Genomic DNA, 24,127 nt, shown 5'->3' on the forward strand with positions numbered 1-24,127 from the left:
GTGACCCCGATCGTCCCGCCCGGCCCCGAGCGGGCGCCGCTGGCGATCGAAGCGATCCGAGACGTCGAGCGGCGTGCTCTCGCCGAGCTCGACGCGGCGGTGACCCCTGCCGAGGTCCACGACGTCGCGGTGCGGCACGTCAAGGAGTTCGTCGACGCCCTCACCCACCAGACGATCGCCGCGCGGCAGGTCGCCGCGAGCATCGCCGAGCGGGAGGACGACGCCCGTCGCCGCGAGCGCGTGCTCGCCCATCTCGCCGCCGACTCGCGCGACGAGTCCGTGCCCCTGGGCATCGCCCTGACCCGCTCCGGGTGGACGCGTCGCCTCGTCGGCGCCGACGGCGCGATCGTGCGGGCCGAGGGTCGCGTCACCACGGTCGGAGAGGTGCCCGGCGACGAGGGCGTGTCCGCCGTGCTCGAGTGGGTCGGCTCCCGCGACGAGGAGGTGGTGGTGGCCCACGACATGGCCGTCACCGCCCCCGGCATCGCCGCCTCGCTCCCGGGCGTGCTCGCCGTCCTGGGGATCGCGCTGCCCGACGGGCAGGCCCTGGTGTGGCTGCGCCACCAGCCGCCGGCCACGTGGTCCGAGCGGGACGTCGACGACGCCGTCGCGCTGCGCGGTCACCTCGTCGAGGCCCTGTACCTGCGCGGTCGCAAGGAGGTGCGGGCCACCGAGGCCCTGCAGCGCAGCCTGCTGCCGGGCGAGATGCCCGCCGTCGACGGCTGGCACCTCCAGGCTCGCTACGACGCCGCCGGGGCAGGGCTCGTGGGCGGGGACTGGTACGACGCCCTCCTGCTGCCCACCGGCAAGGTCGCGCTCGTGGTCGGCGACGTCACGGGGCACGGCCTCCAGGCGGCGGCCACGATGGGGCAGCTGCGCAACACGCTGCGGGCCGCGCTCATGACGACGCAGGACATCGCGGCGGCGGCCGAGCGGCTCTGCGAGATCGCGGCACTCACGCTGCCCGGCGAGGTCGCCACCGTGGTGGTGGCCCTGCTCGACCCCGCCACCGGGCAGGTCGAGCACGTCTCGCTCGGCCACCCGCCGCTGCTCGTCGTCGGGCCGCGAGGCGAGGCGACGTGGGGGCCGCGTGCCGACGCACCGCCGCTCGGCATCGCCGCCGAGCGGCCGCCGGCGGTCCGTCTGGACGTGCCCGACGGCGGGGCGCTGGTGCTCTACAGCGACGGCCTCGTGGAGCGGCGCGGCGAGTCGATCCGGGTGGGGCTGTCCCGGCTGGAGCGGGCGTTCCGGGCTGGCTCGGCCGCGGACGTCGACGACGTCGTGCGCTCGACGCGCGACCCGGGCTCGGCAGACGACGCCACGCTGCTTGTGCTGCGCCGGGGCTGACCTCGCGGACCTGGCTGCCGTCCGCGAGGGACGAGCACGCCGGCAGGTCAGGCGTACACGTCGACCTCACTGCCACGCCGAGGCTCCGGAGCGGGCACGCCCTGACCGACCTCTGCCTGCTGGGCTCGCTGCGCGTCCGCCTGCTCGTGGGCCACGGCGGCTGCGGCCGCCTGGAGGGCCGCGGCCGCTGCCTCGACCCGCGCCTCGCTGACCTTGACGACCTCCTCCGGGGCGCGCTCGAGCACGTCCTGAGCCAGCTTCTTCTGCGCCTCGTCCAGGCGCTTGAGCGCTCTGTCGTACGCTCGCTGCGCCGGAGATCCTCCCGACGCCTCGCTGACGGCCGCGACCTTCCCGAGGTTGGTCGAGCTCGCGCTGATGCTGATGCCAGACATGACCGCTCCCGTCCGAGTGGCGCTTCCTCCTCGACGCCTTCCCCCCGATCGGCGTCCGTCAGCGCGTCGTGAGACGAGTGCGGCCCCTCGGCGGGTCGAAGGGGCGTCAGAGGGTCCGGAAGCAGGCCCAGACGTGCTTCTCGTCGTCTCCCGAGCGGAACCAGCCCACCTCGCGCGAGACGCGGCGGGCGAGCTGCAGGCCGAAGCCGCCGGCACCGGGAGCGCGGCGTGCGGCGAGCACGGGCGGCACGTCGGGGCGGTGGTCCACGACGTCGACGGTGGCGCTGGACTCGTCGCGCAGCAGGCGCACCGAGAAGGGCGGGCTGCCGTGGCGCAGGGCGTTGGTGGCCAGCTCGCTGGCCACCAGCACGATGCGCTGGATCTCTGCCTGCGCGACCGTGCCGAGGACGACCGCGGTGGTCCCGCCGCTGCCGCCCGCAGGTGCCTCGACGGGGTCCTGCAGGGCCGCCTGCAGCGCGGCACGGACCATCGCCAGGTCGTCGACGGACCGGATGGTCCACCGCGCCACCTCGGTCAGCTCGGGCGGCGGGAGAGCCTCGGCCAGGGTCATCGGGCGCCCCCGGGCCCGGCAGGTGCGCTCTCGAAGAGCGGGGCCACGCCCGTCAGCTGCAGGAGGTCGTCGATGTGGTCGGGCACGCCGCGCAGCAGGGGCGGCTCGTCGCTGGCCGACGCCGCGCGGTAGAGCAGGCGCAGGCCGCCGGAGTCCATGAAGGTGACCTGCGAGAGGTCCACGACGATCCGGCGTCCCGCCGACGTCGCCGCGTCCTGCAGGGCGTCCTCGACCCGGGCCTGGACCGCGGCGTCGATCTCGCCGCTCATGACCCACAGGGCGCCGTCGTCCTCGATCCTGACGTCGCCGTGCTGCGTCACGCTCGTCCTCCTCGTACCCACCAAACCCCGGCGGCGAACGGTCCGCCGCCGGGTGACCGCCCTGACACTACTCGCGCCCGGCGGGGTCCGCGCGGGCTGCACGGGTGGTCGGTGGATGAAGGGAGGATCGTCACAGCGACGGCAGCACGTGCCTCGCGTAGCGCGCGGCGACCGTCCGGGCGGTCTCGTGCGGGTCTGTGGCCCAGACGCCCTCGTGGAAGATCTCCGTCTCGACGTCGCCGCTGTACCCGGCCTCGGCGACCCACCGGGTGATGGTGGGGAAGTCCACGTAGCCGTCGCCGACGTGACCCCGGGAGTGGAGCGGCTCGGGCTGCAGCGGCAGCACCCAGTCGCACACCTGGTAGACCACGTGCCAGCGCTGAGCACGGTGCGCATGCCGCTGGAGGAGATGGGGCGCCAGGCCGTCGCGGCGGCGGTGGCGCCCGCCGGGGACGCGGCGTGGGGTACGCCGCTCGGTACCCAGGTGGTGCTGCGCGAGTCGACGGGCTGACCGGCGCGGGTCCGCAGAGCCCCGTCGCAGAGCCTGGCCGCAGGGGCGTCGGGTGCGGGTTCAGCGCCCGCCGGCCACCCGGATCGTCTCCCCGGTGATGTAGGAGGCGTCGTCGCCGAGCGCGAAGGCGACCACGGCGGCCACCTCCTCGGGGGTGGCGACGCGTCGCATCGGGTGGACGGCGCCCACGCGAGCGGCGCGGCCGGAGTCGCCCGCGGGGTCGTCGTCCGCGGTGTACCCGAGCACGAGGTCGTGCCCCGCCTCCGCGAGCCGTAGCGCGACGGTGGCTCCGATGCCGCGGGTACCACCGGTGACGAGCGTGAGGGGGGCCACGGACCCCACGCTAGCCCCGAGGCGGGCCGCGGCGGGCGGCCTCGCGGAGTCCTGCGTGGTGGCCGGCGCTCAAGCCCGGACGAGCACCCCCGCGTCGCGGTGCGCCCGCTCGATGACGGAGGCGTAGCCCGCCAGCATGCGCACGTGGCTGAAACGCGGCCGCGCCTTGGTCAGGGCGGCGGTGAGCTCGTCGCGGCGGGCGGCGGCCTCGATCCACGTCTCGGCGATCTCCGCGGGGTCGAACCCGGTGACGAACCCGATGCCGTCCACGATGCGGGCGCTGTCGCCCACCGGCGTCGTCACGGGGATCGCACCGCACATCGCGCCCTCGATGAGGCACAGCGGGGCGGCCTCGCCGAACACGGAGGTCAGTGCGACGACGTCGGCCGCCGCGTAGACGAGCTCCATGTCGGTGCGCACGCCCAGCGGGTGCACGCGCTCGAGCAGCTCCGGCCTGTCGCCGAACGCGAGGTCGAGCTCGGCCATCAGGTCCTCGTTGGCCGGGCTCATGCCCGCCCCGCACATGACCACGTGGCCGCGCGGGTCGCGCTCCAGGTACTGGCGGGCGGCGGCCACGAACAGGCCCGGGTTCTTCATGGTGTCGAAGCGGGCGGCGTAGACCACCACGTTCGCGTCCGCGGGGATGCCGGTGGCCCCGCGCAGCGCCAGGCGGCGGGCCCCGGAGACGGGGCGGAACCGGGCGAGGTTGATGCCGTTGGGCACCACGCGCAGCAGGCTGGCCGGGACGCCGGCGTCGCGGTAGGCGTCGCGCGTGGACTCGGCGCAGCAGACCACGGCGGCCAGGCGCCCGGTGTCCGCGGCCACGATGAGGTCGTCCAGCGCGGCGCCCTGGTGCTCGGGGTCGGAGCGGTGCAGGCAGGCCACCACGGGGCGGTCGGGGAATCCGGGCTGGTTGACCAGCCGCAGGGGCTGCTCCTTGAGGGAGAGCACCACGTGCGTGCCCCGTACCTCGCGCACGGCCCGCTCCATCTCCTGCTCGGTGAAGGTGCGCGGGTCGGGGGCGTCGTCGGTGCGCCGCCCCAGGGAGGTCACGGGCACGCCGGCCGAGCGCAGCAGGCGGTAGCGCTGGTCGTCGACCATCCGCTGGAGGGTGGCCTCGCGCCGGACCTCCTCGTGGATGCTCAGCGCGCTGTGCCGCTGGCGGCCGCTGCTGTGCAGGCCGGCCACGACGGTCGAGTGCAGCTGCCGGGCTCCGCCGGAGAAGAACCCCTCGTAGAGGGAGAGCACACGCAGGCCGTGCTGGGACGAGCGCTGGATCACGGGACCACCTCCTCACCCCAGGGTGAGGTCCCCTGGTGAGGCGTGGATGTCCGCCCTGTTAACTTCCTATGACGTCTTGGGGGAATCTTGACCCGCGAGCGCGCGGATGTCTCGCTCGGCCTGAGCGGGGGTCGCGGTTCTGCAACCGAGAGCGCTCCATCGGTTCACGAGGTCGGGCTCGGCCCGCAGCAGCGCCCAGCCGCGGCGCAGCAGGGTCGGCACGGGCTTGCGGGCCTCCGCGACGTCGCGCAGGAACCGGAACCAGAACGTCACCAGCGGGGAGCGCCGCAGGCAGATCGCGTCCGCCAGGATGCCCTCCGCCCGGCACGCGGCCACGAGCTGGGCGGCGAAGATGCCCTCCGCCAGGACGACGGGAGAGCTGCCCGCGTCGACGACGGCGCTGCCGGTGCGGCGGTTGGTCGGGATGTCGTAGACGGGCACCTCGGCCCGCCCGTCGGACGCCAGCTCGCACAGGGCCGCGAGCGCGCCCTCGCCGTCCCAGCTGCGCGGGTCGTCCCAGTCGACGATGCCGAACCGGTGCGGCAGCCCGGGGTGGTCGCCGTCGAGGTAGAAGTCGTCCAGCATGACCACCGGCAGGCCCAGGCGGCGGGTCAGCGCCGTCTTGCCCGAGCCCGAGGCCCCGGTGAGGAGCACGATCCGCACGCGGGGGCGGCGGGCGCCGTCGGGCACGTCGAAGAGGGTGCCCGGCTCGACGGCGTCGGCGGTACCGGGGTCGGGTGCGGGGGTGGTCACGGACGTCCATTCTGCGGCACGGGCGGCGGTGGCCCCGGCCGCCGGGCGCCGGGTGTGCGCAGCGTTACGCACCCGGGGCGCCCGCCTCCTCGACCAGCAGCACGTGCAGGGTGCGCGGTCCGTGCACGCCCTCGACGCGGCTGAGCTCGATGTCGCTCGTCGCGCTCGGGCCCGAGACCCACGTCAGCGGCCTGGCCGGGGAGGTGGCCAGGGCGCGCACGGCCTCGGGGACGGTCTGCACGACCTGGCCGGCGCGCAGCACGCACAGGTGGACGTCGGGCACCAGGGAGATCGCGCGCCGCCCCTGGTCGGGCCCGCCGTCGAGCACGATCGTGCCCGTCTCGGCGATCGCGACCCGTGCCGCGGTGACGACGGCGGACGCGGCGTCGAGCATCTCGGCGGGCAGCGGTGCGGCGGGGTCGTCGACGACGACGCGGACCGCGTCGTGCGAGCGGCCGGAGGTGGGGTCGGTGACCAGGCCGGCCAGCCACTCGCGGTCCAGCCCGGGCGGCACCACCACGGTGGTGGCGTGGCCGACGATCTGCGCCACCGCGTCGGCCACGCCGCCGGGCGCCACCCGGTGCACGTGCGCCCGATAGTCCTCCAGCCGGTCCACGAGCTGGTCCAGCACCGCTGCGGAGCCGGGGGCGTGCTCGCCGGCGGACCGGTAGGCGCGCGGCACCTCGGGGGGAACCGGCTCCGACGGCGTGCCCCGCCCGAGCGCCTGCCGGACCCGGGCCAGCACCTGCGTGCGTGCGTCGCTCACCGCTGCTCCTCCCCGCTGTCCCCCGGCTCGTGCGCCGGGGGCGGGGTGCGCCCGGGCTCGTGCTCCTTGGTCCACCAGTCCCGGAACGTCTGGCCGGGCGGTGCCGGCAGGTCGCGCGAGGCCGTCCACCGCGAGCCCGGGAACGGCAGGTGCCGCACGACGCCGTCGCGCCCGCCGGCCACGCGCCCGAGCGACGCCGCACGGCCCGCGGCGGCGAACCGGCCGCCGTCGGACATCACCCACCCGGCCACCTTCATCGCCGCCGCCGTCGGGTCGGCCAGGCGGCCGCGGTCGGCGTCGACCTCGCGGGCCCGCAGGTCCACGAGGATCGAGGGGATGTCGATCTTGACCGGGCACACCTCGTAGCAGGCGCCGCACAGGGTGGACGCGTAGGGGAGGGCGGCGTTGGGGTCGCCGTGGCCGCCGCCGGTGCGCGCGCCCGGCCCGGTCAGCTGCGGGGTGAGGATCGCCCCGATGGGCCCGGGGTAGACCGAGCCGTACGCGTGGCCGCCCACCCGCTCGTACACGGGGCACACGTTGAGGCAGGCCGAGCAGCGGATGCAGTGCAGGGCGGCCCGGCCCGTCTCGTCCGCCAGCACCTGGGAGCGGCCGTTGTCGAGCAGCACCAGGTGGAACCTCTGCGGGCCGTCACCGGGTGTCACGCCCGTCCACAGGGAGGTGTAGGGGTTCATGCGCTCGCCGGTGGACGAGCGGGGCAGGAGCTGGAGGAACACCTCGAGGTCCTCGAACGAGGGCACCAGCTTCTCGATGCCCATCACCGTCACGAGCGTCTCGGGCATGGTCAGGCACATGCGCCCGTTGCCCTCGGACTCGACGACCGCCAGCGTGCCCGTGCTCGCCACGGCGAAGTTGGCGCCGCTCACCGCGACCTTGGCCGAGAGGAACTTGCGCCGCAGGTGGGCCCGGGCGGCCATCGCCAGCTCGCGCGGCACGTCGCTCAGGTCGGGCGGGGCGTCGCCCATGCGCGCCAGGAAGATGTCGCGGATCTCCGACCGGTTGCGGTGGATGGCGGGCACCAGGATGTGGGACGGCATGTCGTCCGCGAGCTGCACGATGAGCTCGGCCAGGTCCGTCTCCACGGCCGCGATCCCCTCGGCGGCCAGCGCCTCGTTGAGCCCGATCTCCTGGGTGGCCATCGACTTGACCTTGACCACCTCGTCGGCGCCCTCGGCCTTGACGATGCCGGCCACGATCCGGTTCGCCTCTGCCGCGTCCCGGGCCCAGTGGACGACGCCACCGCGGGCGGTGACGTTGCGCTCCAGCTCTTCCAGCAGCTCGGGCAGGCGTGCCAGCACCTGTTCCTTGAGGGCAGAGCCGGCGTCGCGCAGCGCCTCCCAGTCCGGCACCTCGCCCACGACGGCGGCTCGCCGGGCGCGGATGGTGCTCGTGGCGTGGGCCAGGTTGCGGCGCAGCTGGGCGTTGCCGAGCGCCTCCTTGGCGGCGCGGGGGAACGACTCGCCCCAGCGCAGGGGGGCGTCGGGGTGGCGGACGGGGCCGAACGGCTCGTCCGCCACGGGTGAGTCGCGGTGGGCGCCGGCCGGGTCGCCGGTGCCGCCGCCCGGGCCGCCGTGCCCGCCCCGGCGCAGCGCCGGGAGGCCGAGGAAGGTGCGGCTCATCGGACGGCCTCCGCCGTCGGGCCGGCGGCGGCGCCCGACGTCGAGAACACGCCGCGCGGCAGCGGCGTCGGGTCCTGCCGGGTCGAGGCGAGGACCTCCGCCAGGTGCAGGGCGCGCACCCCGGCCTGCTGCCGGGAGAGCCCGCCGCCGATGTGCATGAGGCACGACATGTCACCGGCCGTCACCACGGCGGCACCGGTGGAGCGCACGTGCGCCGTCTTGTCGGCGAGCATGGCGGCGGAGGTGTCGGCGTTCTTCAGGGCGAACGTGCCGCCGAACCCGCAGCAGCTCTCCGCCTCCGGCAGCTCGACCAGGTCGATGCCCTCGACGGCGCGCAGCAGGCGCACGGGCCGGTCGCCCACGTGCAGCATCCGCAGGGAGTGGCAGGTGGGGTGGTAGGTGACGCGGTGCGGGAACCACGCGCCCACGTCGGTGAGGCCGAGCACGTCCACGAGCAGCTCGGACAGCTCGTAGGTGCGGGCGGCCACGGCGTCGGCGGTGGTGGCGAGCGCGTCGAGGCCGGCGCGCCGGCACACGCCGGCGGACTGGTGGCGCACGGACCCGGCGCAGGACCCGGAGGGGATGACCACGGCGTCCCACTCGCCGTCGGCCACGGGGGCGAACGTGGTGACGTGGTTGCGCACCACGCCCACGGCCTCGGCCGTGTACCCGGTGTTGACGTGCATCTGGCCGCAGCACGCCTGGCCGGAGGGGAAGACGACCTCGTGGCCGAGCCGCTCGAGGAGGCGGACGACGGCGCGGGGGGCGTCGGGGAAGAGCGTGTCGGCGATGCACGTGGCTGCCAGGGCGATGCGCAAGGTGGGGCTCCTTCGTCCCGGTCCACGGCTTTGTGGACCGACCACACGACACCATAACCCCTGGACGGCGGTTTCCACCCCTGTGGTCCGTCCACAGGTCTATGCTGGGGCGGTGCGTACCCATGAACGAGTCCTCGCCCAGATCGAGGCCGACCTCGCCTCCGGCAAGTGGGGCCTGGGCGAGCGCCTCCCCGGAGAGCGCGCCCTGGCCGAGCAGATGGGCGTCTCCCGCCCCTCGGTGCGCGAGGCGATGCGCGTGCTGGAGGCGATGGGCATCGTGCGCACCGCCGTGGGCTCCGGCCCCGAGGCGGGCGCCACCGTGATCGACCGCCCCGCCGCGGGCCTGGGCGCAGCGGTGCGCCTGCACGTGGCGTCGGGCACGCTGCCGGTGGAGGACGTCGTCGCCACCCGGACGGCGCTCGAGACGTGGGCCGTGGCGCAGGCCGCCGAGCGCCTCGCCTCGGAGGAGGACCTGCAGGAGGTGCGGGAGCTCCTCGCCGCGCTCGACGAGCCCGGCATCTCGACGGCCGAGTTCGTGCGCCGCGACCAGGACTTCCACATCGCGCTGGTGCGCCTGGGCGGCAACCAGCTCGTGGAGGCCATCCTCTCCGGGCTGCGCACCGCCATCGGCTCCTACGTGACCGCCGGCGCCGAGCGCCTGCCGTCGTGGGAGACCACGAGCGCGCGCCTGTGCACCGAGCACAAGGCGATCGTCGCGGCCGTGGCCGAGCGTGACGGCGAGCGGGCCGAGAAGCTCGCTCACCAGCACATCTGGGGCTTCTACGAGGAGACGGGCCTGGCCTCGGCGTCGGCCGAGGGCTGAGCCCGGGCGCCTGCGCGAGCGCCCGTCCTGGCGTGGCCCCTAGGCGCCGGCGTCCGCCGCGTTCTGCGCCTGGGCCACGACGCCGCACCGGTCGTCGTCGTGCGCCGCTCCCGACGCCGCGCGCTCCAGCAGGGTGTAGAGCACGTCCCGCTCGGCGTCGTCGAGGTCGCCGAGCAGCTCGCGCTCGGCCTCCCGCACGCGGGCGTCGATCAGGGCGAGCACCCGCCGCCCGTGCTCGGTGGCGACGATGCGCCGCGCCCGGCGGTCGGCCGGGTCCTGCTGGCGCTCGACCAGCTCGCAGCCCACGAACGCGTCCACCAGGTAGGTCATCACGGTGCGGTCGATGCCGAGCCGGGCGGCGAGGGCTGCCTGCGTGGGCGGGGCGTCGTGGACGACGGCGGCGAGCACCTGGTAGCCGCGAGGGCCGTGCGGCAGCTCCTGGGACAGCTCGGCGACCCGCGCGCTCCACTCGCGCAGCAGGGCGGCGAGCGACCACCCCAGGAGGGAGGGCGTGGTGGCCGCGGTTGCGGGCGGGGCCGGCGTCGTCATGACTCGATGGTAGGCCGGGAAGCAACAGGTCCGCAGACGAGTTGTCGTTGATATCGTCTGTGCAGCAGACGATCTTGTCGCACCGACTACCCCGAGGACGCACGCATGACGGACTACGGCCACGACCTGGCGTTCGGCACCTTCATCACCCCCACCAACGCCGACCCGCAGGTCCCCGTGCGCCTGGCGCGGCTCACCGAGGAGGTCGGGCTCGACCTCGTCACCTTCCAGGACCACCCCTACCAGCCGTCCTTCCTCGACACCTGGACCCTGCTCTCCTGGGTGGCCGCCCAGACCTCCCGCGTCACCGTCGCGGGCAACGTGCTCAACCTCCCGCTGCGCCCACCCGCAGTCCTCGCCCGCGCAGCCGCGTCCCTCGACCTGCTCAGCGGGGGCCGCGTCGCCCTCGGGCTCGGCGCCGGCGGGTTCTGGGACGCCATCGAGTCCATGGGCGCCCCCCGCCTGACCCCCGGCGAGTCCGTCGACGCGCTCAGCGAGGCCATCGACGTCGTGCGCGGCATCTGGGACACCACCGAGCGCCGCGCCCTGCGGGTCGAGGGGCAGCACCACCGGGTGGCCGGTGCCAAGCGCGGCCCCGCCCCCGCCCACGACATCCCCGTCTGGATCGGCGCCTACAAGCCCCGCATGCTCCGCCTCGTCGCCGAGAAGGCCGACGGCTGGCTGCCCTCGGCGCCCTACCTCAAGGACGGCGACCTGGCCCGCGGCAACGCGATCATCGACGAGGCCGCCCACGCCGCCGGGCGCCACCCCGCCGAGATCCGCCGCCTGCTCAACGTCACCCCGCCGTCCGGCCCCACCGAGCAGTGGGTGGAGGAGCTGGTGCGGCTCGCTCTCGAGGACGGCGTCGGCACGTTCGTCGTCGCCGCCGACGACCCGGCCACCGTCCGCCTGCTCGGCGAGGAGGTGGCCCCCGCCGTCCGCGAGCGGGTCGCCGCCGAGCGCGCGTCCGCCGGTACGACGCCCGCCGCCTCCCGCCGCGGCCCGCGCGCCATCGCCCTGCGCCGCGACGGCATCGACTACGACGCCGTGCCCGCAGCCCTGGCCGAGCGCGCCGTCGAGCCCGGCGACCGCGCCTACCCCGGCGTGCGGCACAACTACCTGCGCAGCGGCGCCCCCGGCCTCGTGCTGCGCCCCCGCGGCACCAGCGAGGTGGTCGAGGCGCTCGCCTACGCCCGCACCCAGGACGTGCCGCTCGGCATCCGCTCCGGCGGCCACGGCATCAGCGGCCGCTCCACCAACGACGGTGGCATCGTCGTCGACCTCGGGGCGCTCGACCACGTCGAGGTGCTCGACCACGCCACCCGCCGCGTGCGCGTCGGCGCCGGCGCCACCTGGGGCAAGGTCGCCGCCGAGCTGGCCCCCCACGGGTGGGCGATCACCTCGGGCGACTCTGGCGGCGTGGGGGTCGGAGGCCTCGCCACCGCCGGGGGCGTCGGGCTCCTCGGGCGCTCGCAGGGCCTGACCATCGACCACGTGGTGGCGGCCGAGGTGGTCACCGCCGACGGGCGCGTGGTGCGCGCCTCCGCCGACGAGAACCCCGAGCTGTTCTGGGGGCTGCGCGGTGCGGGAGCCAACCTCGGAGTCGTCACCTCGTTCGAGCTCGAGGCCGGCGTGCTGGGCGACGTCGTCTTCTCGCAGATGGCGCTCGACGCCTCCGACACCGCCGGGCTGCTCGAGCGCTGGGCCGCAGCCGTGGAGGACGCTCCGCGGGAGCTGACCTCGTTCCTGATCCTCTCGCCCGCCCGCCGCGGGCAGGGACCTGTCGCGCAGCTCATGACCGTGTGGGCCGGCGACGACACCGACGCGGCCGTCACCCACCTGGAGCTGCTGGCCGACTCCGGGCCGGTGCTGCAGCACCAGGCGTACCTGCTGCCCTACACCGGGGTGGTCCAGCAGACCGAGAAGCACCACGGCGGCGGGGGAGACCCGGTCGTGCGCTCCAGCCTGGTCACGCACGTGGACGACCAGGTGGCGCGAGCCTTCGAGAAGGTCGCCTGGTCGGGTGCCGCGTACTTCCTGCAGATCCGGGCCACGGGCGGTGCCGGCAACGACGTCGCCCCGGACGCCACCGCCTACGCCCACCGGCACCAGAACTTCCTGCTCTCCGCGATGGGCTCGGACCACGCCGAGATCGACCCCGTGTGGGACGCCGAGATGGGGCCGCACACCGAGGGGCTGTACCTGTCCTTCGACACCGACACCCGCCCGGAGCGGCTCGCCGAGGCGTTCCCCGGGCAGACCCTCACCCGGCTGCGGGCGCTCAAGCGGGACTGGGACCCGGACAACGTGTTCCGGGCCAACTTCCCCATCCCGCCGGCCGACTGACCCGGCGGGCCCTCTGGCACCGCGCCGGAGTGCGTACGGGTGCGACGGCGGGGCCCGACCCGCCGTCGCACCCGGGGGTCAGCGGCGCTCCCGGCGGTACAGGGACCTCGACCAGGCGTAGCCGGCGGCCCCGATCGCCACGGTCCAGGCGAGCGCCTGGACCGTGGTCGAGGTATCCAGGCCGGTGCCCGCCAGCAGGGAGCGCGTCGTCTCGATGACGGGCGTGAAGGGCTGGTGCTCGGCGAACCAGCGGACGCCCGCGGGCATCGTCTCCACGGGGACGAACCCGCTGCCGAGGAAGGGGAGCGCCGTGAGGAGCATCGGCGTGTTCGAGGCCGTCTCCACCGAGCGGGCCGCCAGGCCCATCGCCACGCACAGCCAGCTCAGCGCGAACGTCACCAGGGCCGCGAGCCCCGCGACGGCCAGCCAGCCACCTGCTCCGGCGGCGGGCCGCAGACCGAGGGCCACGGCGAGCCCCAGCACCGCCACGACGGCGACGAGCCCCTGGACCACGGTCCCGAGCACCGGGCCGCCCAGGACGGACCCGGGAGCGATCGCCATCGTCTTGAAGCGGGCCATGATGCCGCTGGTGGCGTCCATGGCGGCCGTGATGGCCACGCTCTGCGCCGCTCCGACGACGGCGAAGAGCACGATCGCCGGGGTGATGTAGTCCAGGTACGCGGCGCGGCCCTGAGCACCGGCCGTCACGCCCGGGGCCACGCCGGCTCCGAGGGCGCCGCCGAACACGTACACGAACAGGAGCATCAGGACGACGGGGATGCCCACGGTGAAGCCGGTGAGACCGGGGTAACGGACCGCGCGCAGGAGGTTGCGGCGCAGCATGGTCAGGGTGTCGGCCAGGGGCCTTCCCGCGGGGGCGACGGCGACGGCGGTCATCAGGCCACCTCCTCGGTGCTCTGCTCTGCGGTGGAAAGGGTGGAAGGATCGGTCAGCCGCAGGAAGACGTCGTCGAGCGATCCGGCCTGGTGCGCGGACTTGAGCTCGGCAGGGCTGCCCTGGGCGACGACGCGGCCGCCGTCGAGCACGGCGACGGCGTCGGCGAGCCGATCGGCCTCCTCGAGGTACTGCGTGGTGAGCAGGATGGTGGTGCCGCCCGCCACGAGAGCCCGCACCTCGCCCCACAGGGCGCGGCGGCTGCGCGGGTCGAGGCCGGTGGTGGGCTCGTCGAGGAAGACGACGGAAGGGGATCCCACGAGCGTCATCGCCAGGTCGAGCCGGCGGCGCATCCCGCCCGACCACGTCGACACGGGCTTGCCCGCGGCAGCGACGAGATCGAACCGCTCCAGCAGCGCGTCGGCGCGCTCGCGCGCCTCACGGCGGCCCAGGTGGTGCAGCGACGCCACGATCCGCAGGTTCTCGGTGCCGGTGAGCAGGTCGTCGACGGCGGACACCTGGCCAGTGACACCGATGGCGGCACGCACGGCCTCCGGCTGCGCGACGACGTCGTGGCCGGCGACGCGCACCGTGCCCCCGTCGGGTCGCAGGAGCGTGGACAGGATGCCCACGGTGGTGGTCTTGCCGGCCCCGTTGGGGCCGAGCAGCGCGGTGACGGTCCCGGCAGGGACGGCGAGGTCGACGCCGTCGAGCACGGAGTGGTCGCCGTAGGACTTGCGCAGGCCGCGGACGTCCACGGCGAGGTCGGTGGTCATGACGGTCTCCTCACGGGGTGCAGGGCGGGTGCAGCGGGTTCAGGGGCGGTTCAGGGGCGACGGACGATGACGTCGCCGTAGGAGGTGCTCGCGTGGATCTCGGCCGTGGCCTCGTGCTCCACGGGTCCGTCGGTGGGGGTGAGGTGGTTGCGGACGGTGCCGTGGGCGGACGCGACGTCGAGCCAGGCGGCCACCCCTTCGGGCACCCCGACCTCGATCGAGCCGTAGGAGGTGGTGAGCCGGACGGTGCCCGCGACGTCTGCGACACGGATCGTGGCGTGCGCGGCCGTGGCCGTCAGCGTCCCGCGCACGCGCCCCACGGCGATCTCGGAGTGCGCTCCCGTCACGGTGAGATCACCGGTGACGGAACCGACCGTGGTGGCGCCGTTGGCGGCACGGACGGTGCCCTGGCCGCCCAGCTCCCCGATCCGTACCGACCCTGCGCTGGCCTTGATGCTGGTGGGACCGGGGGCGCGGTCGACGACGACGGCGCCGGCAGCGACCGTGAGCGTCAGCCGGGACGCCTCCTCGATGCGGGCGTCGCCGCCGTTGAGAGCGAGGTCGACCTCGCCCAGGGGCCCCTCGGCGAGGACGGAGCCCGTCTTGCCGCTGAGGTGCGACCCGGCGGGCAGCTCGACGGTGATCGCCGCCGTGCCCGCGGAGAACGGCAGGAGGTACTGCTTCCAGCTCGCCGGGTAGGTGATGGTGACGGCGTCGCCGTCGTGCTCCACCCGCACCTCCTCGGCGGCGCGCACGCTGCCCGGCTTGGTGGGGTCCGCCGGCAGCACGGTGACGACGACGTCGTCCCGTTCGCCGGCGACGACGTGCAGGCTGCCGGCGGGCACGTCCACGCGGACGGGGACGGGGTGGGGCGCGGGGAAGGTGGGCATGACGAGGCTCCCGGGTGTCTGGGGTGGTGTCGAGGTGTCGGAGGCGGGCCGCGGGGTGTCCCGCGGTCGCGGTGGCAGGTCAGTGCACCCAGCCGGTGAGGCGGGTGCTGCTGCGCTGGTCGGGCCGGCCGGGGGCGGCGGGCCGTGCGGTCGGCTGCTCGAGCGCGGTGGCTACCGCGCGCACGAGCCAGGTGTTGACGGAGATGCCGTCGCGCGCGGCGGCGACCTCGACCTGCGTCTTGAGGTGGTCGGGCAGGCGCAGGGTGGTACGGGTGGTGGCTCCGGCGCCTTCCGGCTCGGCCGGGCCGGAAGGCGAGACCGGCTCGGTGGGCGACGGCGGCAGGGGTGCTGCACTCACCTGCTGCTCGGGCTGCACCGGCGCGGTGACGACGAACTCCGGTGCTCCGCCGCGGAGCCGCACGTCCACGGAGCCGGGGGCGAGCTCGGCCGAGATCTCGCCGGCGGCGTGGGAGAGCGCGTCGAGCAGGACGAGGCGCACGGCGGCGTCCAGCGGTGCGGTCAGTCGCTCGGCGAGCTGCCGGGCGTCGTCACCGGCTGTGCCCGCGGCGGTGGCGAGGCGGTGCTGGAGGTCGTCGACGTAGCGCGTGAGGTCCATGACGCCACTATGACACCATCGATGGTGTCATCGCAACACCATCGATGGTGTCGTGGTGTCCGCAGCCGGGTGTCGGTGCCGCGGGCAGCGGCTGACGCGGAGTGCCAGGTACGGTTCCGGGCGTGACGCAGGGGGACGCATGGAGCTGACGGCGGCCGCCGCGCTGGGCCGGCGGCTGATGGACGAGCACGGCCTGCGCGGCTGGGAGCTGGGATGGGACCACGCCCGCCGGCGAGCGGGGCAGTGCCGGCACGACCTGCGCCGCATCACCCTCTCGCGCCACCTCACCGCCCTCTACGACGAGACGCAGGTGCGCGACACCGTGCTGCACGAGATCGCGCACGCGCTCGTCGGGCCGCGGCACGGGCACGACGCCGTCTGGCGGGCGCAGGCGCTGCGGATCGGCGGTTCCGGCCGCCGCACCACCGACCCGGGGGCCCCGGCGGTCGAGGGTGACTGGGTGGGGGTGTGCCCGGCCGGTCACCGGGTGACGCGGTTCCGCCGACCGTCGCGGCCGTTGGCCTGCGGGCGCTGCGGCCCTCGCTTCGACCCGGCGAACCTGTTCTCGTGGTGGCACCGTGGCGTGCCGGTGCGCGCCGCCGGAGGCCGACGGGGCCGGTGAGGGCCCTCGGCGCCGTCACCTGACGCGACGGTCCCCGCCCGCAGCGGGCGCGTGGTGGGGGTCGCCGACGACGCCGTAGCGGCGCAGGTGGAGGCGCATGCGGTCCGCGACGAACAGCTCTGTGCCCGCCTCGATCGCCCGGCCGCGACCGTCGAGCGTGCGGCGCACCAGCCGCAGCAGCGGCGCCGCAGGAGGCACGCCCAGCAGTCGGGCCTGCTCGGCGTCCGCGTACGTCACCTCGACGCTCTCGTCGCTCACCTTCGGCTCGACGCCGTACACCTCACGGAGGCATCGGTAGAACGAGGTCAGGTCCTGCCGGTGCAGGTCCGGGAACAGCGCGGCCGGAGCGCGGGTGTCCTCCAGGCTCAGCCCCGTCCCGTCGGCCATCCGCAGCCGCTGGACGTGATAGACCATCTGCCCTTCGGCGAGCCCCAGGGCACGTCGGTCGGCGGGCGAGGGCACGGCGATCTCGGCACGCAGCACCGTGGTGGTCAGGTGCACCCCCTGGACCCGTGTGATGTCCGGCAGGCCCTCGATCGTGTTGAGGTTGCGCTCGATCCGCCCGTCCGACGCGAAGACGCCACCGCCCCGTCCGAGCCGCCTGCGGACCACGCCCTCCGCCTGCAGCACCGCGAGGGCCTCGCGCAGGCGTGCCCGAGGGATGCCGAGCTCGGCTGCGAGCGTGCGCTCGTCGCCCAGGCGGTCACCCGGGGCGAGCTCCGCCCGCCGCATCATGGCGCGCAGCCGTGCCGCGGCTTCCTCCACCGGCCGGTCCGGCGCCGGTGCGGCCGGCGGCGCCGCAGACCGCTCGGGCGCGGGAGGCGGGCTCGTCACGGGGCCACGGTGGTCAAGGCCCCCGCCAGCGCCGTCACGAGCCACTCCGCGTCCGAGGGCGAGAACACGAGCGGCGGGCGCAGCTTGAGCACGTTGCCCTGACCTCCGCACACCGAGGTCAGCACCCGGCGCCGGCGGAGCTCCTCGACGAGGTCCAGGGCACGGTCGCGGTCGGGCGCGCCGTCGTCGGGGGAGACGACCTCGAGACCCAGGTACAGGCCGGCCCCGCGCACCTGCCCGACCACCTCGTGCTCTGCGGCGAGGGAGCGCAGCTCGCTCAGCAGGACGGCGCCCACCAGGTCCGCGTTCTGCTGCAGCCCTTCCTCACGGATCACGTCGAGCACCGCCTGCGCGGCCGCGACCGAGACAGGGTTGCCCCCGAAGGTGTTGAAGTAGGGCAGCTCCCCGGCGAACGAGGCGAGCACCTCGGGCCGGGCCGCCATGCCGGAGACGGGGATGCCGTTGCCCATCGGCTTGCCCGTGGTGACGACGTCCGGCACGACGCCGTGGCGCTCGAACCCCCAGAAGGCGCTGCCGGTGCGGGCGAACCCGGGCTGCACCTCGTCGGCCACGAAGACCCCGCCGGCGGAGTGCACGGCGTCGACGGTCGGAGCGAGAAAGCCCGCAGGGTCGGGGAAGACGCCGTCGGACGAGAAGATCGAGTCCGCGAGGAAGGCCGCGAACCCGAACCCCGACCTCTCCAGGTCCGCGATCTGTGCGCTCACCTGTGCGGCGTACCAGCCGGCGAGGTCCTCGGAGCCCGCGAGGCGCGGGTCGGGCTCGGGCACCGTGCGCATCCACGGTGCCAGCGGTTGCGCGCTCCCCAGGGCGGGGGAGAGCTGGGAGACCACCGCGGTGTTCCCGTGGTAGGCCTCCGCCGTGACGATCACGCCTCGTCGGCCGGTGTGCGCCTGCGCCACGCGTACCGCCAGGTCGTTGGCCTCCGAGCCGGTGCACAGCAGCATCAGCCGGCCGATCTGTGCCGGCATCGTGCCCAGCAGGTCTTCGGCGTAGTCGAGCACCGCCTCGTGGAGATAGCGGGTGTGGGTGTTCAGCGTGGTCATCTGGCGGTGCACCGCCTCGACGACCCGCGGGTGGCCGTGGCCCACCGACGCCACGTTGTTGTAGACGTCGAGGTAGCGCTCGCCGTCCGCGTCGAAGAGGTGAGCACCCTCCCCACGCACCAGGTGCACCGGGTCGCGGTAGAACAACCGGTACGCCGGCCCCAGCAACCTCGCACGACGCCGCGTCATCGCGAGGATCTCGGGTGCGACGCCCTCGGCGGCCTCGGGGCGGAAGCTGTTCGTGTCCATGATCGTGGAACGGGTCGCCACAGGGGTCCTCTCGTCGTGCTGGTGGCCGTGGCGCCGCTCGCGCGCACCACCGCCGGCTCGGTGAGCCGCCCGGCCCCGCCTCGCCCGGCGGGCCCGGCCCGCCGCAGCACCCATCGTCGTCGGCCGACGGCCCGGAGCCGAGCCCGCCCGGTGAAGAACGCGTTACGGCACCGGGCACTCGTGTAAAAGGCCGATGACGCGCGGCGGCGCACGTGAAAAGTGCGTTTCCACCGGCTCGCGGCCGGCTGCCGCCCTTGCGTGCTGCTGCTCGCCGGGTGCACCGTTGCGCCGAGCCGCCCGCTCCCCTCGACGACCGCAACCACAGGACGTCATCGAGGGACTTCATGAGCACACACGCCGTCGTCGAGACCGCTGACGACACCCGGACCGCGCCGAGCGGCGACGTCTCGCTCGCCGTCTTCGACGCGCTGAGCAAGGGCGCCCCCGCCCCCTACTGGCTGCACCGCGGGGTGTGCGCCGCCTGGGGGCTGGACCCGGGCCGCGTCGAGATGCCCCTGATCACGGTGTCCGAGAACGCCACGTTCCGCCTGGACCTGGACGCGCGCCCCGTCGGCGTCGTCCGGGTGTCCCAGCCCGGATACGTCGGGGGCCCGGACGCCATCGCGTCCGAGATGGCGTGGCTGGGTGCCCTGCACGACCTGGAGGAGGTGCGGGTCATCGACCCGGTGCCCACCGTCCGCGGGCCGTTCACCGCCGTCGTCAAGGACACGCGCGGGAACGGGTGGGCGTGCGTCAGCACCCGGTTCGTCACCGGCCAGGCGCTCGAGGACCTCCCCGACCCCGCGGCCCACTACCAGACCATCGGCCGCTGGAGCGCCCTGTTTCACGCCCAGGCGCGCACGTGGGAGGCGCCGCACGGCTTCACCCGTTTCACGTGGGACCTGGCGGACATGGTCGGCCCGGGCTGCCGCTGGGGCCGCTGGGAGGACGCCGTCACGGACCCGGCTCACCGTCGCCTGCTGCAGAGTGCCCAGGACCGGGCGATGGAGGAGCTCGCCGACCTCCCCCGAGTCCCTGGACGGTGGGGCCTGATCCACGCCGACCTGCGCCCGTCGAACATCCTGGCGGACGGTGACCGGCTCACCGTCATCGACTTCGACGACTGTGGGTACGGCTACTACCTCTACGACTACGCGGCGGCGCTCTCCTTCGTGGAGCACGAGCCGTACGCCCCCGCCATGGCCGCTGCCTGGGTGGCGGGCTACCGCGAGGTGGCACCGCTCGGCGAGGACGACCTGCGTCATGCGAGCGCCCTGTCGATGCTGCGGCGCCTGCAGATGCTGGGCTGGACCACCAGCCACCGGGCCGACGCGCTGCCACCGGGGCTGTACGAGGCGCAGCTGCCCGGGACCGTCGAGGTGGCGAGCCGCTTCCTCGCCTCCCCCACGTGGCTCCTCGACCACGCGCCCTCCTCCTGAGCCTCCGACGCCGTCTCCGACCCGCCCTGACCCTGGAAGGACCCCGCACATGACCGTCATCGACAGGTCGCCGGCTCAGGCCGACGACTCCTACTTCGCGCAGCGCACGCTGCGGCGCGGCGCAGCCGGCTGGGTGCTGCTTGCCGGCCTGGGCGTCTCGTACGTGATCTCCGGGGACTTCTCGGGCTGGAACCTCGGGCTCGCCCAGGGAGGCTGGGGCGGGCTGCTCATCGCTTTCGTGCTCATGGGCCTCATGTATGCCTGCATGGTGCTCGGCCTGGCAGAGCTCTCGTCGGCCCTGCCGTCGGCCGGTGCCGGCTACGGGTTCGCGCGACGTGCGCTCGGGCGGCTGGCGGGCTTCGCCACCGGGATGGCGATCCTGATCGAGTACGCGATCGCACCTGCGGCGATCGCCGTGTTCATCGGGGGGTACGTCGAGTACCTGGGGCTGTTCGGGCTGACCAGCTCGTGGCCGGTGTTCCTCGCCTGCTACGTCGTGTTCGTGGGCATCCACCTGATCGGGGTGGGGGAGGCGCTCAAAGCGATGTTCGCGATCTCGGCCGTCGCCGTGGTGGCGCTCGTGGTGTTCGCCGCCGGTACCGTCGGCAGCTTCGACGCGCAGCGGCTCTTCGACATCGTGCCGGACGCGAGCGCGGCGGGGGCCAGCACGTTCCTGCCGTTCGGGATCTCCGGAGCCATGGCAGCGCTGGTGTTCGGCATCTGGTTCTTCCTGGCGATCGAGGGCGTTCCGCTCGCCGCCGAGGAGTGCCGGGACCCGCGCAGGGACCTGCCACGGGGCATCATCGCCGCCCTGGGCGTGCTCGTCGTCACCGGGCTGACGGTCCTGCTGCTGGCGCCGGGCGCTGCGGGCAGCGCGGCCATGGGCGCCTCGGGGAGCCCTCTCCCGGAGGCGCTGGACGCCGCCGGGCGCCCGGGGCTGGCCACGTTCGTCAACTATGCGGGCCTGGCCGGTCTCGTCGCGTCGTTCTTCTCGATCGTGTACGCGTACTCGCGCCAGCTCTTTGCCCTCTCGCGTGCCGGGTACCTGCCCCGGTGGCTCTCGCGCACGAGCGCGCGGCAGACTCCCACGTGGGCGCTCGTGGTGCCCGGGACGATCGGGTTCGTGCTGGCGGTGGTGATCGCGAACGGTGACCGGCTGATCAACATCGCCGTGTTCGGCGCGGCGGTGTCGTACGTGCTGCTGAACGCGTCGCACATCGTGCTGCGGCTGCGCGAGCCTGACATGCCGCGTGCCTACCGCACCCCGGGGGGCGTGGTGACGACCTCGGTGGCGCTCGTGCTGAGCGTGGTCGCGCTGGTCGCCACCTTCGTCGTCGATCCGCTGGCGGCCGGCATCACGGCAGCGATCTTCGCCGCGTTCCTCGCCTACTACGGCCTGTACAGCCGGCACCGGCTGGTGGCGAACGCGCCCGAGGAGGAGTTCGACAGGATCGCCGCGGCGGAGTCGGCGCTGCGCTGAGCCTCGCGCGCCACGAGTCCTGGGACCTGCGGGTCCGGTTCCCGGCCCAGAGGTCCCAGGACTCGTGGCGCGCGCGTCTCGTGCAGGATGGAAGACATGCCGACCGCACCCCGGTACCTCGCCGACGAGGCCCGCTACGAGTCCATGACGTACCGCCGGGCGGGCCGCTCCGGCCTCGACCTCCCGGCCCTCTCGCTGGGCCTGTGGCACAACTTCGGCGACACGACGCCGTTCGCCACCCAGCGCGAGGTGGTGCGCAGGGCGTTCGACCTGGGCGTCACGCACTTCGACCTGGCCAACAACTACGGCCCGCCGTACGGCTCCGCCGAGGAGAACTTCGGTCGCATCATCACCAAGGACCTGGCGCCCTACCGGGACGAGCTGGTGATCTCCACGAAGGCCGGTTACGACATGCTGCCCGGCCCGTACGGCGACCACGGCTCCCGCAAGTACCTGCTGTCCTCGCTCGACGCCTCGCTGGCCCGGACGGGTCTGGACCACGTCGACGTCTTCTACCACCACCGCCCCGACCCGGCGACGCCGCTCGAGGAGACGATGGGGGCGCTCGCCTCGGCGGTGCGGCAGGGCAAGGCCCGGTACGCGGCCGTGTCGAACTACTCGCCGGCCCGCACCCGCCGGGCGGCCGAGATCCTCGACGGCCTCGGCGTGCCCCTGCTGCTCCACCAGCCCAGCTACTCCATGTTCAACCGGCACGTGGAGGTCGCCGACCGCGAGGACCCCTACGACGGGCGGCAGACGGAGGCCCTGCTGGACGTCACCGACGAGCTCGGGGTGGGCGTGGTCGTGTTCTCCCCGCTGGCGCAGGGCCTGCTCACCGGCCGGTACCTGGACGGGGCGGTCCCCGAGGGGTCGCGGGCCGCACGGCCCGACTCCCCGTTCCTCTCGGAGTCCAACCTGTCCGCCGAGTACCTGGAGCGGGCCCGCGCCCTGCAGGAGGTCGCCGCCGGGCGCGGGCAGAGCCTGGCCCAGCTCGCCGTCTCCTGGGTGCTGCGGGACCGGCGGGTCACCTCGGCGATCGTGGGCGCCTCCAGCGTCGCCCAGCTCGAGGACACGGTGGGCGCGCTCGCGGCCGGCCCCCTGACCGACGACGAGCTGGCCGCGATCGAGCCGCACGCCGTCGACGGGACGGGGCGGTGAGCGGCATGGACCCCATCACCGGAGCGCCGCCCGTGGTGTGGTGCGCGGGCCTGACGACCCTCGACGTGGTGCACCGCGCCGACGCCCGGCCGGGACCCGACCAGAAGATCACGGCCTCCCGGCAGGACGTCGCCGCTGGTGGGCCCGCCGCGAACGCCGCCGTGACGGCCGTGGCCCTCGGTGCCCGCGCCGTGCTGGTCAGCGCCCTGGGCTCCGGTCCGGTGGCCGCGGCCGCCCGCGCCGACCTGGAGGCGCACGGCGTGCTGGTGCACGACGTCGTCGGCGACCGCGAGGCGGACATGTTCCCCATGGCGGTCTCCGCCGTGCTGGTCGACGACGCGACGGGGGAGCGGTCGGTGGTCTCGCCGGACGGCGCCCTCGCCACCGCGCCCGCAGCCACCCGCACCGAGCTGGAGACGCTCGCCCGCGAGCACGGCCTGCCCGACGCCGTGCTGCTGGACGGCCACCACCCGGCGGTCGCTCGCGCGGTGATGACGTTCCTCGCATCGCTCGAGCCCCGCCCCCGCGTGGTGCTCGACGCCGGCCGGTGGCGCCCGTTCTTCGAGGAGCTGCTGCCCGCGGCCGACGTCGCCGCCCTCTCCGCCGACTTCCAGGTGCCGGACCACGACGACGCCGTCGAGGGGGTGCTCACGCTCGGCGCGCGCGCCGTCGTCGTCACCCACGGCCCCGACCCGGTGGAGTGGCGCGACACCGACGGTGCCGTGGGCACCGTCGAGGTGCCGGGGGCGACCGCGCGAGACACCCTCGGCGCGGGCGACGCGTTCCACGGGGCGCTGGCCGCGGCTCTCGCCCGGGGCGGTGAGCTGGGCGACGCCGTGGCGCTCGCGGCACGGGTGGCCAGCACGCGCGTGGCCCACGTGGGGCCGCGCGGGTGGCTGGAGCACCTCGAGGACGGCTGGTGACGGGCGGCGACGGTGAGGGCGCTGCCGTGACGGCCCGCGTGCTGGTGCTGGCCGGGCGCGGACGGTACGAGGACCCGTGGCACGACCACGCCGCCACGTCGCACGCGGTGGCCGGGGTGCTGGGGGCGCTCGACGGCGTGGACGTGCAGGTGCGCTCGGTCTTCCGCGACGTGCTGGACGGCCTGGACGACGTCGATCTGCTGGTGCTGAACGCGGGCACCTGGCAGCCGGGCTACCGCGAGGCGGGCATCGGCGGCACGGACGCCGACTGGGCACCGTTCCACGCTCGTCTCGACACCTGGGCGCGGGCCGGCGGGCGGCTGCTGGCCCTGCACCAGGCGGCCAACGCGTTCGGGGACGCGCCGAGGTTCGAGGAGGTGCTGGGCGGCCGCTGGGTCGAGGGCGTCTCGGGCCACCCGCCGCTGGGGCGGGCGCGGCTGCGGCTGGCGTCCGGGGCGCACCCGCTGACCGAGCGGGTCGGCGCGGTCGAGGCGATCGACGAGCGCTACTGCGGGCTGCGGGTGGCGCCGTCGTCGCAGGTGCTGGGCTGGGTGGACGACGACGCGGGGGACCCGCACCCGGCGCTGTGGGTGACCGAGGCCCACGGGGGACGCACGGTGTACAGCGCGCTGGGGCACGACGTGCGGTCGTTCGCCTCGCCGTCGCACCAGGAGCTGCTGCGCCGCGCGGCCACCTGGCTGCTGGCCTGACCGC

27 protein-coding genes are annotated in these 24,127 nt (G+C 74.9%); 10 read left to right on the forward strand and 17 right to left on the reverse strand.

Annotation, left to right across the window (positions count from 1 at the left end):
* Positions 1 to 1,347 (forward strand): PP2C family protein-serine/threonine phosphatase, encoded by a 1,347-nt coding sequence (locus DNL40_RS10970; protein ID WP_111251302.1) that lies wholly within the window; start codon positions 1 to 3, stop codon positions 1,345 to 1,347.
* Positions 1,348 to 1,394: 47 nt separating this feature from the next.
* On the opposite strand, the gene DNL40_RS10975 is transcribed toward DNL40_RS10970, so the two are convergent.
* From DNL40_RS10975 to DNL40_RS10990, 4 genes are all read right to left on the reverse strand, one after another.
* Complete coding sequence (locus DNL40_RS10975) at positions 1,395 to 1,739, reverse strand: hypothetical protein (protein ID WP_111251303.1); 345 nt, start codon at positions 1,737 to 1,739, stop codon at positions 1,395 to 1,397.
* Positions 1,740 to 1,845: 106 nt separating this feature from the next.
* Positions 1,846 to 2,310 carry an ATP-binding protein gene (locus DNL40_RS10980; protein ID WP_111251304.1) on the reverse strand — a complete coding sequence of 155 codons (465 nt, stop codon included), beginning with the start codon at positions 2,308 to 2,310 and terminating at the stop codon, positions 1,846 to 1,848.
* A complete protein-coding gene (locus DNL40_RS10985) occupies positions 2,307 to 2,630 on the reverse strand; it encodes an STAS domain-containing protein (RefSeq protein ID WP_245885853.1) in 324 nt (107 codons plus the stop codon). Before DNL40_RS10985 ends, DNL40_RS10980 begins: the two co-directional genes overlap by 4 nt.
* A gap of 130 nt (positions 2,631 to 2,760) precedes the next feature.
* On the reverse strand, positions 2,761 to 3,000 hold the full coding sequence (locus DNL40_RS10990) for a hypothetical protein (RefSeq protein WP_425450776.1): 240 nt from the start codon (positions 2,998 to 3,000) through the stop codon (positions 2,761 to 2,763).
* Here DNL40_RS10990 and DNL40_RS16215 point away from each other — a divergent pair, their 5' ends adjacent.
* Positions 3,001 to 3,141: a hypothetical protein gene (locus tag DNL40_RS16215; RefSeq protein ID WP_179951048.1), complete on the forward strand. Its 141-nt coding sequence runs from the start codon at positions 3,001 to 3,003 to the stop codon at positions 3,139 to 3,141.
* 60 nt (positions 3,142 to 3,201) lie between these two features.
* Here the strand turns inward: DNL40_RS16215 and DNL40_RS16770 are convergent, their stop codons facing one another.
* From DNL40_RS16770 to DNL40_RS11020, 6 genes are all read right to left on the reverse strand, one after another.
* On the reverse strand, positions 3,202 to 3,474 hold the full coding sequence (locus DNL40_RS16770) for an SDR family oxidoreductase (protein WP_245885854.1): 273 nt from the start codon (positions 3,472 to 3,474) through the stop codon (positions 3,202 to 3,204).
* 69 nt (positions 3,475 to 3,543) lie between these two features.
* Complete coding sequence (locus DNL40_RS11000; protein WP_218926045.1) at positions 3,544 to 4,755, reverse strand: glycosyltransferase; 1,212 nt, start codon at positions 4,753 to 4,755, stop codon at positions 3,544 to 3,546.
* 66 nt (positions 4,756 to 4,821) lie between these two features.
* A complete protein-coding gene (locus tag DNL40_RS11005; protein WP_245885855.1) occupies positions 4,822 to 5,508 on the reverse strand; it encodes a uridine kinase family protein in 687 nt (228 codons plus the stop codon).
* A 64-nt stretch (positions 5,509 to 5,572) separates the two neighbouring features.
* On the reverse strand, positions 5,573 to 6,274 hold the full coding sequence (locus DNL40_RS11010) for a LutC/YkgG family protein (RefSeq protein WP_111251305.1): 702 nt from the start codon (positions 6,272 to 6,274) through the stop codon (positions 5,573 to 5,575).
* Positions 6,271 to 7,911 (reverse strand): LutB/LldF family L-lactate oxidation iron-sulfur protein, encoded by a 1,641-nt coding sequence (locus tag DNL40_RS11015; RefSeq protein WP_111251306.1) that lies wholly within the window; start codon positions 7,909 to 7,911, stop codon positions 6,271 to 6,273. Before DNL40_RS11015 ends, DNL40_RS11010 begins: the two co-directional genes overlap by 4 nt.
* Positions 7,908 to 8,729, reverse strand: a complete 822-nt coding sequence (locus DNL40_RS11020; RefSeq protein ID WP_111251307.1) for a (Fe-S)-binding protein — start codon at positions 8,727 to 8,729, stop codon at positions 7,908 to 7,910. The genes DNL40_RS11015 and DNL40_RS11020 overlap by 4 nt, the downstream gene beginning before the upstream one ends.
* Before the next feature lie 112 nt (positions 8,730 to 8,841).
* Here DNL40_RS11020 and DNL40_RS11025 point away from each other — a divergent pair, with 112 nt between their 5' ends.
* The gene (locus DNL40_RS11025) at positions 8,842 to 9,552 is read left to right on the forward strand and encodes a FadR/GntR family transcriptional regulator (RefSeq protein WP_111251308.1); all 711 of its coding nucleotides are present in this window, start codon (positions 8,842 to 8,844) and stop codon (positions 9,550 to 9,552) included.
* Between the two features lie 39 nt (positions 9,553 to 9,591).
* Here DNL40_RS11025 and DNL40_RS11030 read toward each other — a convergent pair whose 3' ends face one another.
* Positions 9,592 to 10,101, reverse strand: coding sequence for a MarR family winged helix-turn-helix transcriptional regulator (locus DNL40_RS11030; RefSeq protein ID WP_111251309.1), 510 nt, complete (start codon positions 10,099 to 10,101; stop codon positions 9,592 to 9,594).
* A gap of 105 nt (positions 10,102 to 10,206) precedes the next feature.
* Between DNL40_RS11030 and DNL40_RS11035 the strand changes: the two genes are divergently transcribed.
* Complete coding sequence (locus tag DNL40_RS11035; RefSeq protein ID WP_111251310.1) at positions 10,207 to 12,447, forward strand: LLM class flavin-dependent oxidoreductase; 2,241 nt, start codon at positions 10,207 to 10,209, stop codon at positions 12,445 to 12,447.
* Between the two features lie 78 nt (positions 12,448 to 12,525).
* On the opposite strand, the gene DNL40_RS11040 is transcribed toward DNL40_RS11035, so the two are convergent.
* From DNL40_RS11040 to DNL40_RS11055, 4 genes are all read right to left on the reverse strand, one after another.
* Positions 12,526 to 13,344, reverse strand: coding sequence for an ABC transporter permease (locus DNL40_RS11040; protein WP_111251311.1), 819 nt, complete (start codon positions 13,342 to 13,344; stop codon positions 12,526 to 12,528).
* Complete coding sequence (locus tag DNL40_RS11045; protein ID WP_111251312.1) at positions 13,344 to 14,117, reverse strand: ABC transporter ATP-binding protein; 774 nt, start codon at positions 14,115 to 14,117, stop codon at positions 13,344 to 13,346. Before DNL40_RS11045 ends, DNL40_RS11040 begins: the two co-directional genes overlap by 1 nt.
* 50 nt (positions 14,118 to 14,167) lie before the next feature.
* Entirely contained in the window at positions 14,168 to 15,007 is an 840-nt protein-coding gene (locus DNL40_RS11050) for a DUF4097 family beta strand repeat-containing protein (RefSeq protein WP_111251313.1), read from the reverse strand.
* Between the two features lie 79 nt (positions 15,008 to 15,086).
* Positions 15,087 to 15,623: a histidine kinase gene (locus DNL40_RS11055; protein WP_111251314.1), complete on the reverse strand. Its 537-nt coding sequence runs from the start codon at positions 15,621 to 15,623 to the stop codon at positions 15,087 to 15,089.
* Between the two features lie 139 nt (positions 15,624 to 15,762).
* On the opposite strand from DNL40_RS11055, the gene DNL40_RS11060 reads away from it, so the two are divergent.
* Positions 15,763 to 16,245, forward strand: coding sequence for a SprT-like domain-containing protein (locus DNL40_RS11060; protein WP_111251315.1), 483 nt, complete (start codon positions 15,763 to 15,765; stop codon positions 16,243 to 16,245).
* A gap of 15 nt (positions 16,246 to 16,260) precedes the next feature.
* Here DNL40_RS11060 and DNL40_RS11065 read toward each other — a convergent pair whose 3' ends face one another.
* On the reverse strand, positions 16,261 to 17,079 hold the full coding sequence (locus DNL40_RS11065; RefSeq protein ID WP_146252078.1) for a GntR family transcriptional regulator: 819 nt from the start codon (positions 17,077 to 17,079) through the stop codon (positions 16,261 to 16,263).
* Entirely contained in the window at positions 17,076 to 18,413 is a 1,338-nt protein-coding gene (locus tag DNL40_RS11070; protein ID WP_111251317.1) for an aspartate aminotransferase family protein, read from the reverse strand. The genes DNL40_RS11065 and DNL40_RS11070 overlap by 4 nt, the downstream gene beginning before the upstream one ends.
* Before the next feature lie 344 nt (positions 18,414 to 18,757).
* Between DNL40_RS11070 and DNL40_RS11075 the strand changes: the two genes are divergently transcribed.
* The 5 genes from DNL40_RS11075 (at position 18,758) to DNL40_RS11095 (ending at position 24,123) form a co-directional block, all read left to right on the forward strand.
* Positions 18,758 to 19,852: a phosphotransferase enzyme family protein gene (locus tag DNL40_RS11075; RefSeq protein ID WP_111251318.1), complete on the forward strand. Its 1,095-nt coding sequence runs from the start codon at positions 18,758 to 18,760 to the stop codon at positions 19,850 to 19,852.
* A 49-nt stretch (positions 19,853 to 19,901) separates the two neighbouring features.
* Positions 19,902 to 21,332 (forward strand): ethanolamine permease, encoded by a 1,431-nt coding sequence (gene eat, locus DNL40_RS11080; protein ID WP_111251319.1) that lies wholly within the window; start codon positions 19,902 to 19,904, stop codon positions 21,330 to 21,332.
* Positions 21,333 to 21,428: 96 nt separating this feature from the next.
* On the forward strand, positions 21,429 to 22,490 hold the full coding sequence (locus DNL40_RS11085; RefSeq protein ID WP_111251320.1) for an aldo/keto reductase: 1,062 nt from the start codon (positions 21,429 to 21,431) through the stop codon (positions 22,488 to 22,490).
* Between the two features lie 5 nt (positions 22,491 to 22,495).
* Positions 22,496 to 23,413 (forward strand): PfkB family carbohydrate kinase, encoded by a 918-nt coding sequence (locus DNL40_RS11090; protein ID WP_111251321.1) that lies wholly within the window; start codon positions 22,496 to 22,498, stop codon positions 23,411 to 23,413.
* Positions 23,410 to 24,123 carry a ThuA domain-containing protein gene (locus tag DNL40_RS11095; protein ID WP_111251322.1) on the forward strand — a complete coding sequence of 238 codons (714 nt, stop codon included), beginning with the start codon at positions 23,410 to 23,412 and terminating at the stop codon, positions 24,121 to 24,123. The genes DNL40_RS11090 and DNL40_RS11095 overlap by 4 nt, the downstream gene beginning before the upstream one ends.
* Positions 24,124 to 24,127: the final 4 nt, after the last annotated feature.

The organism is Xylanimonas oleitrophica (genome assembly GCF_003244315.1).
GTDB lineage: Bacteria > Actinomycetota > Actinomycetes > Actinomycetales > Cellulomonadaceae > Xylanimonas_A > Xylanimonas_A oleitrophica.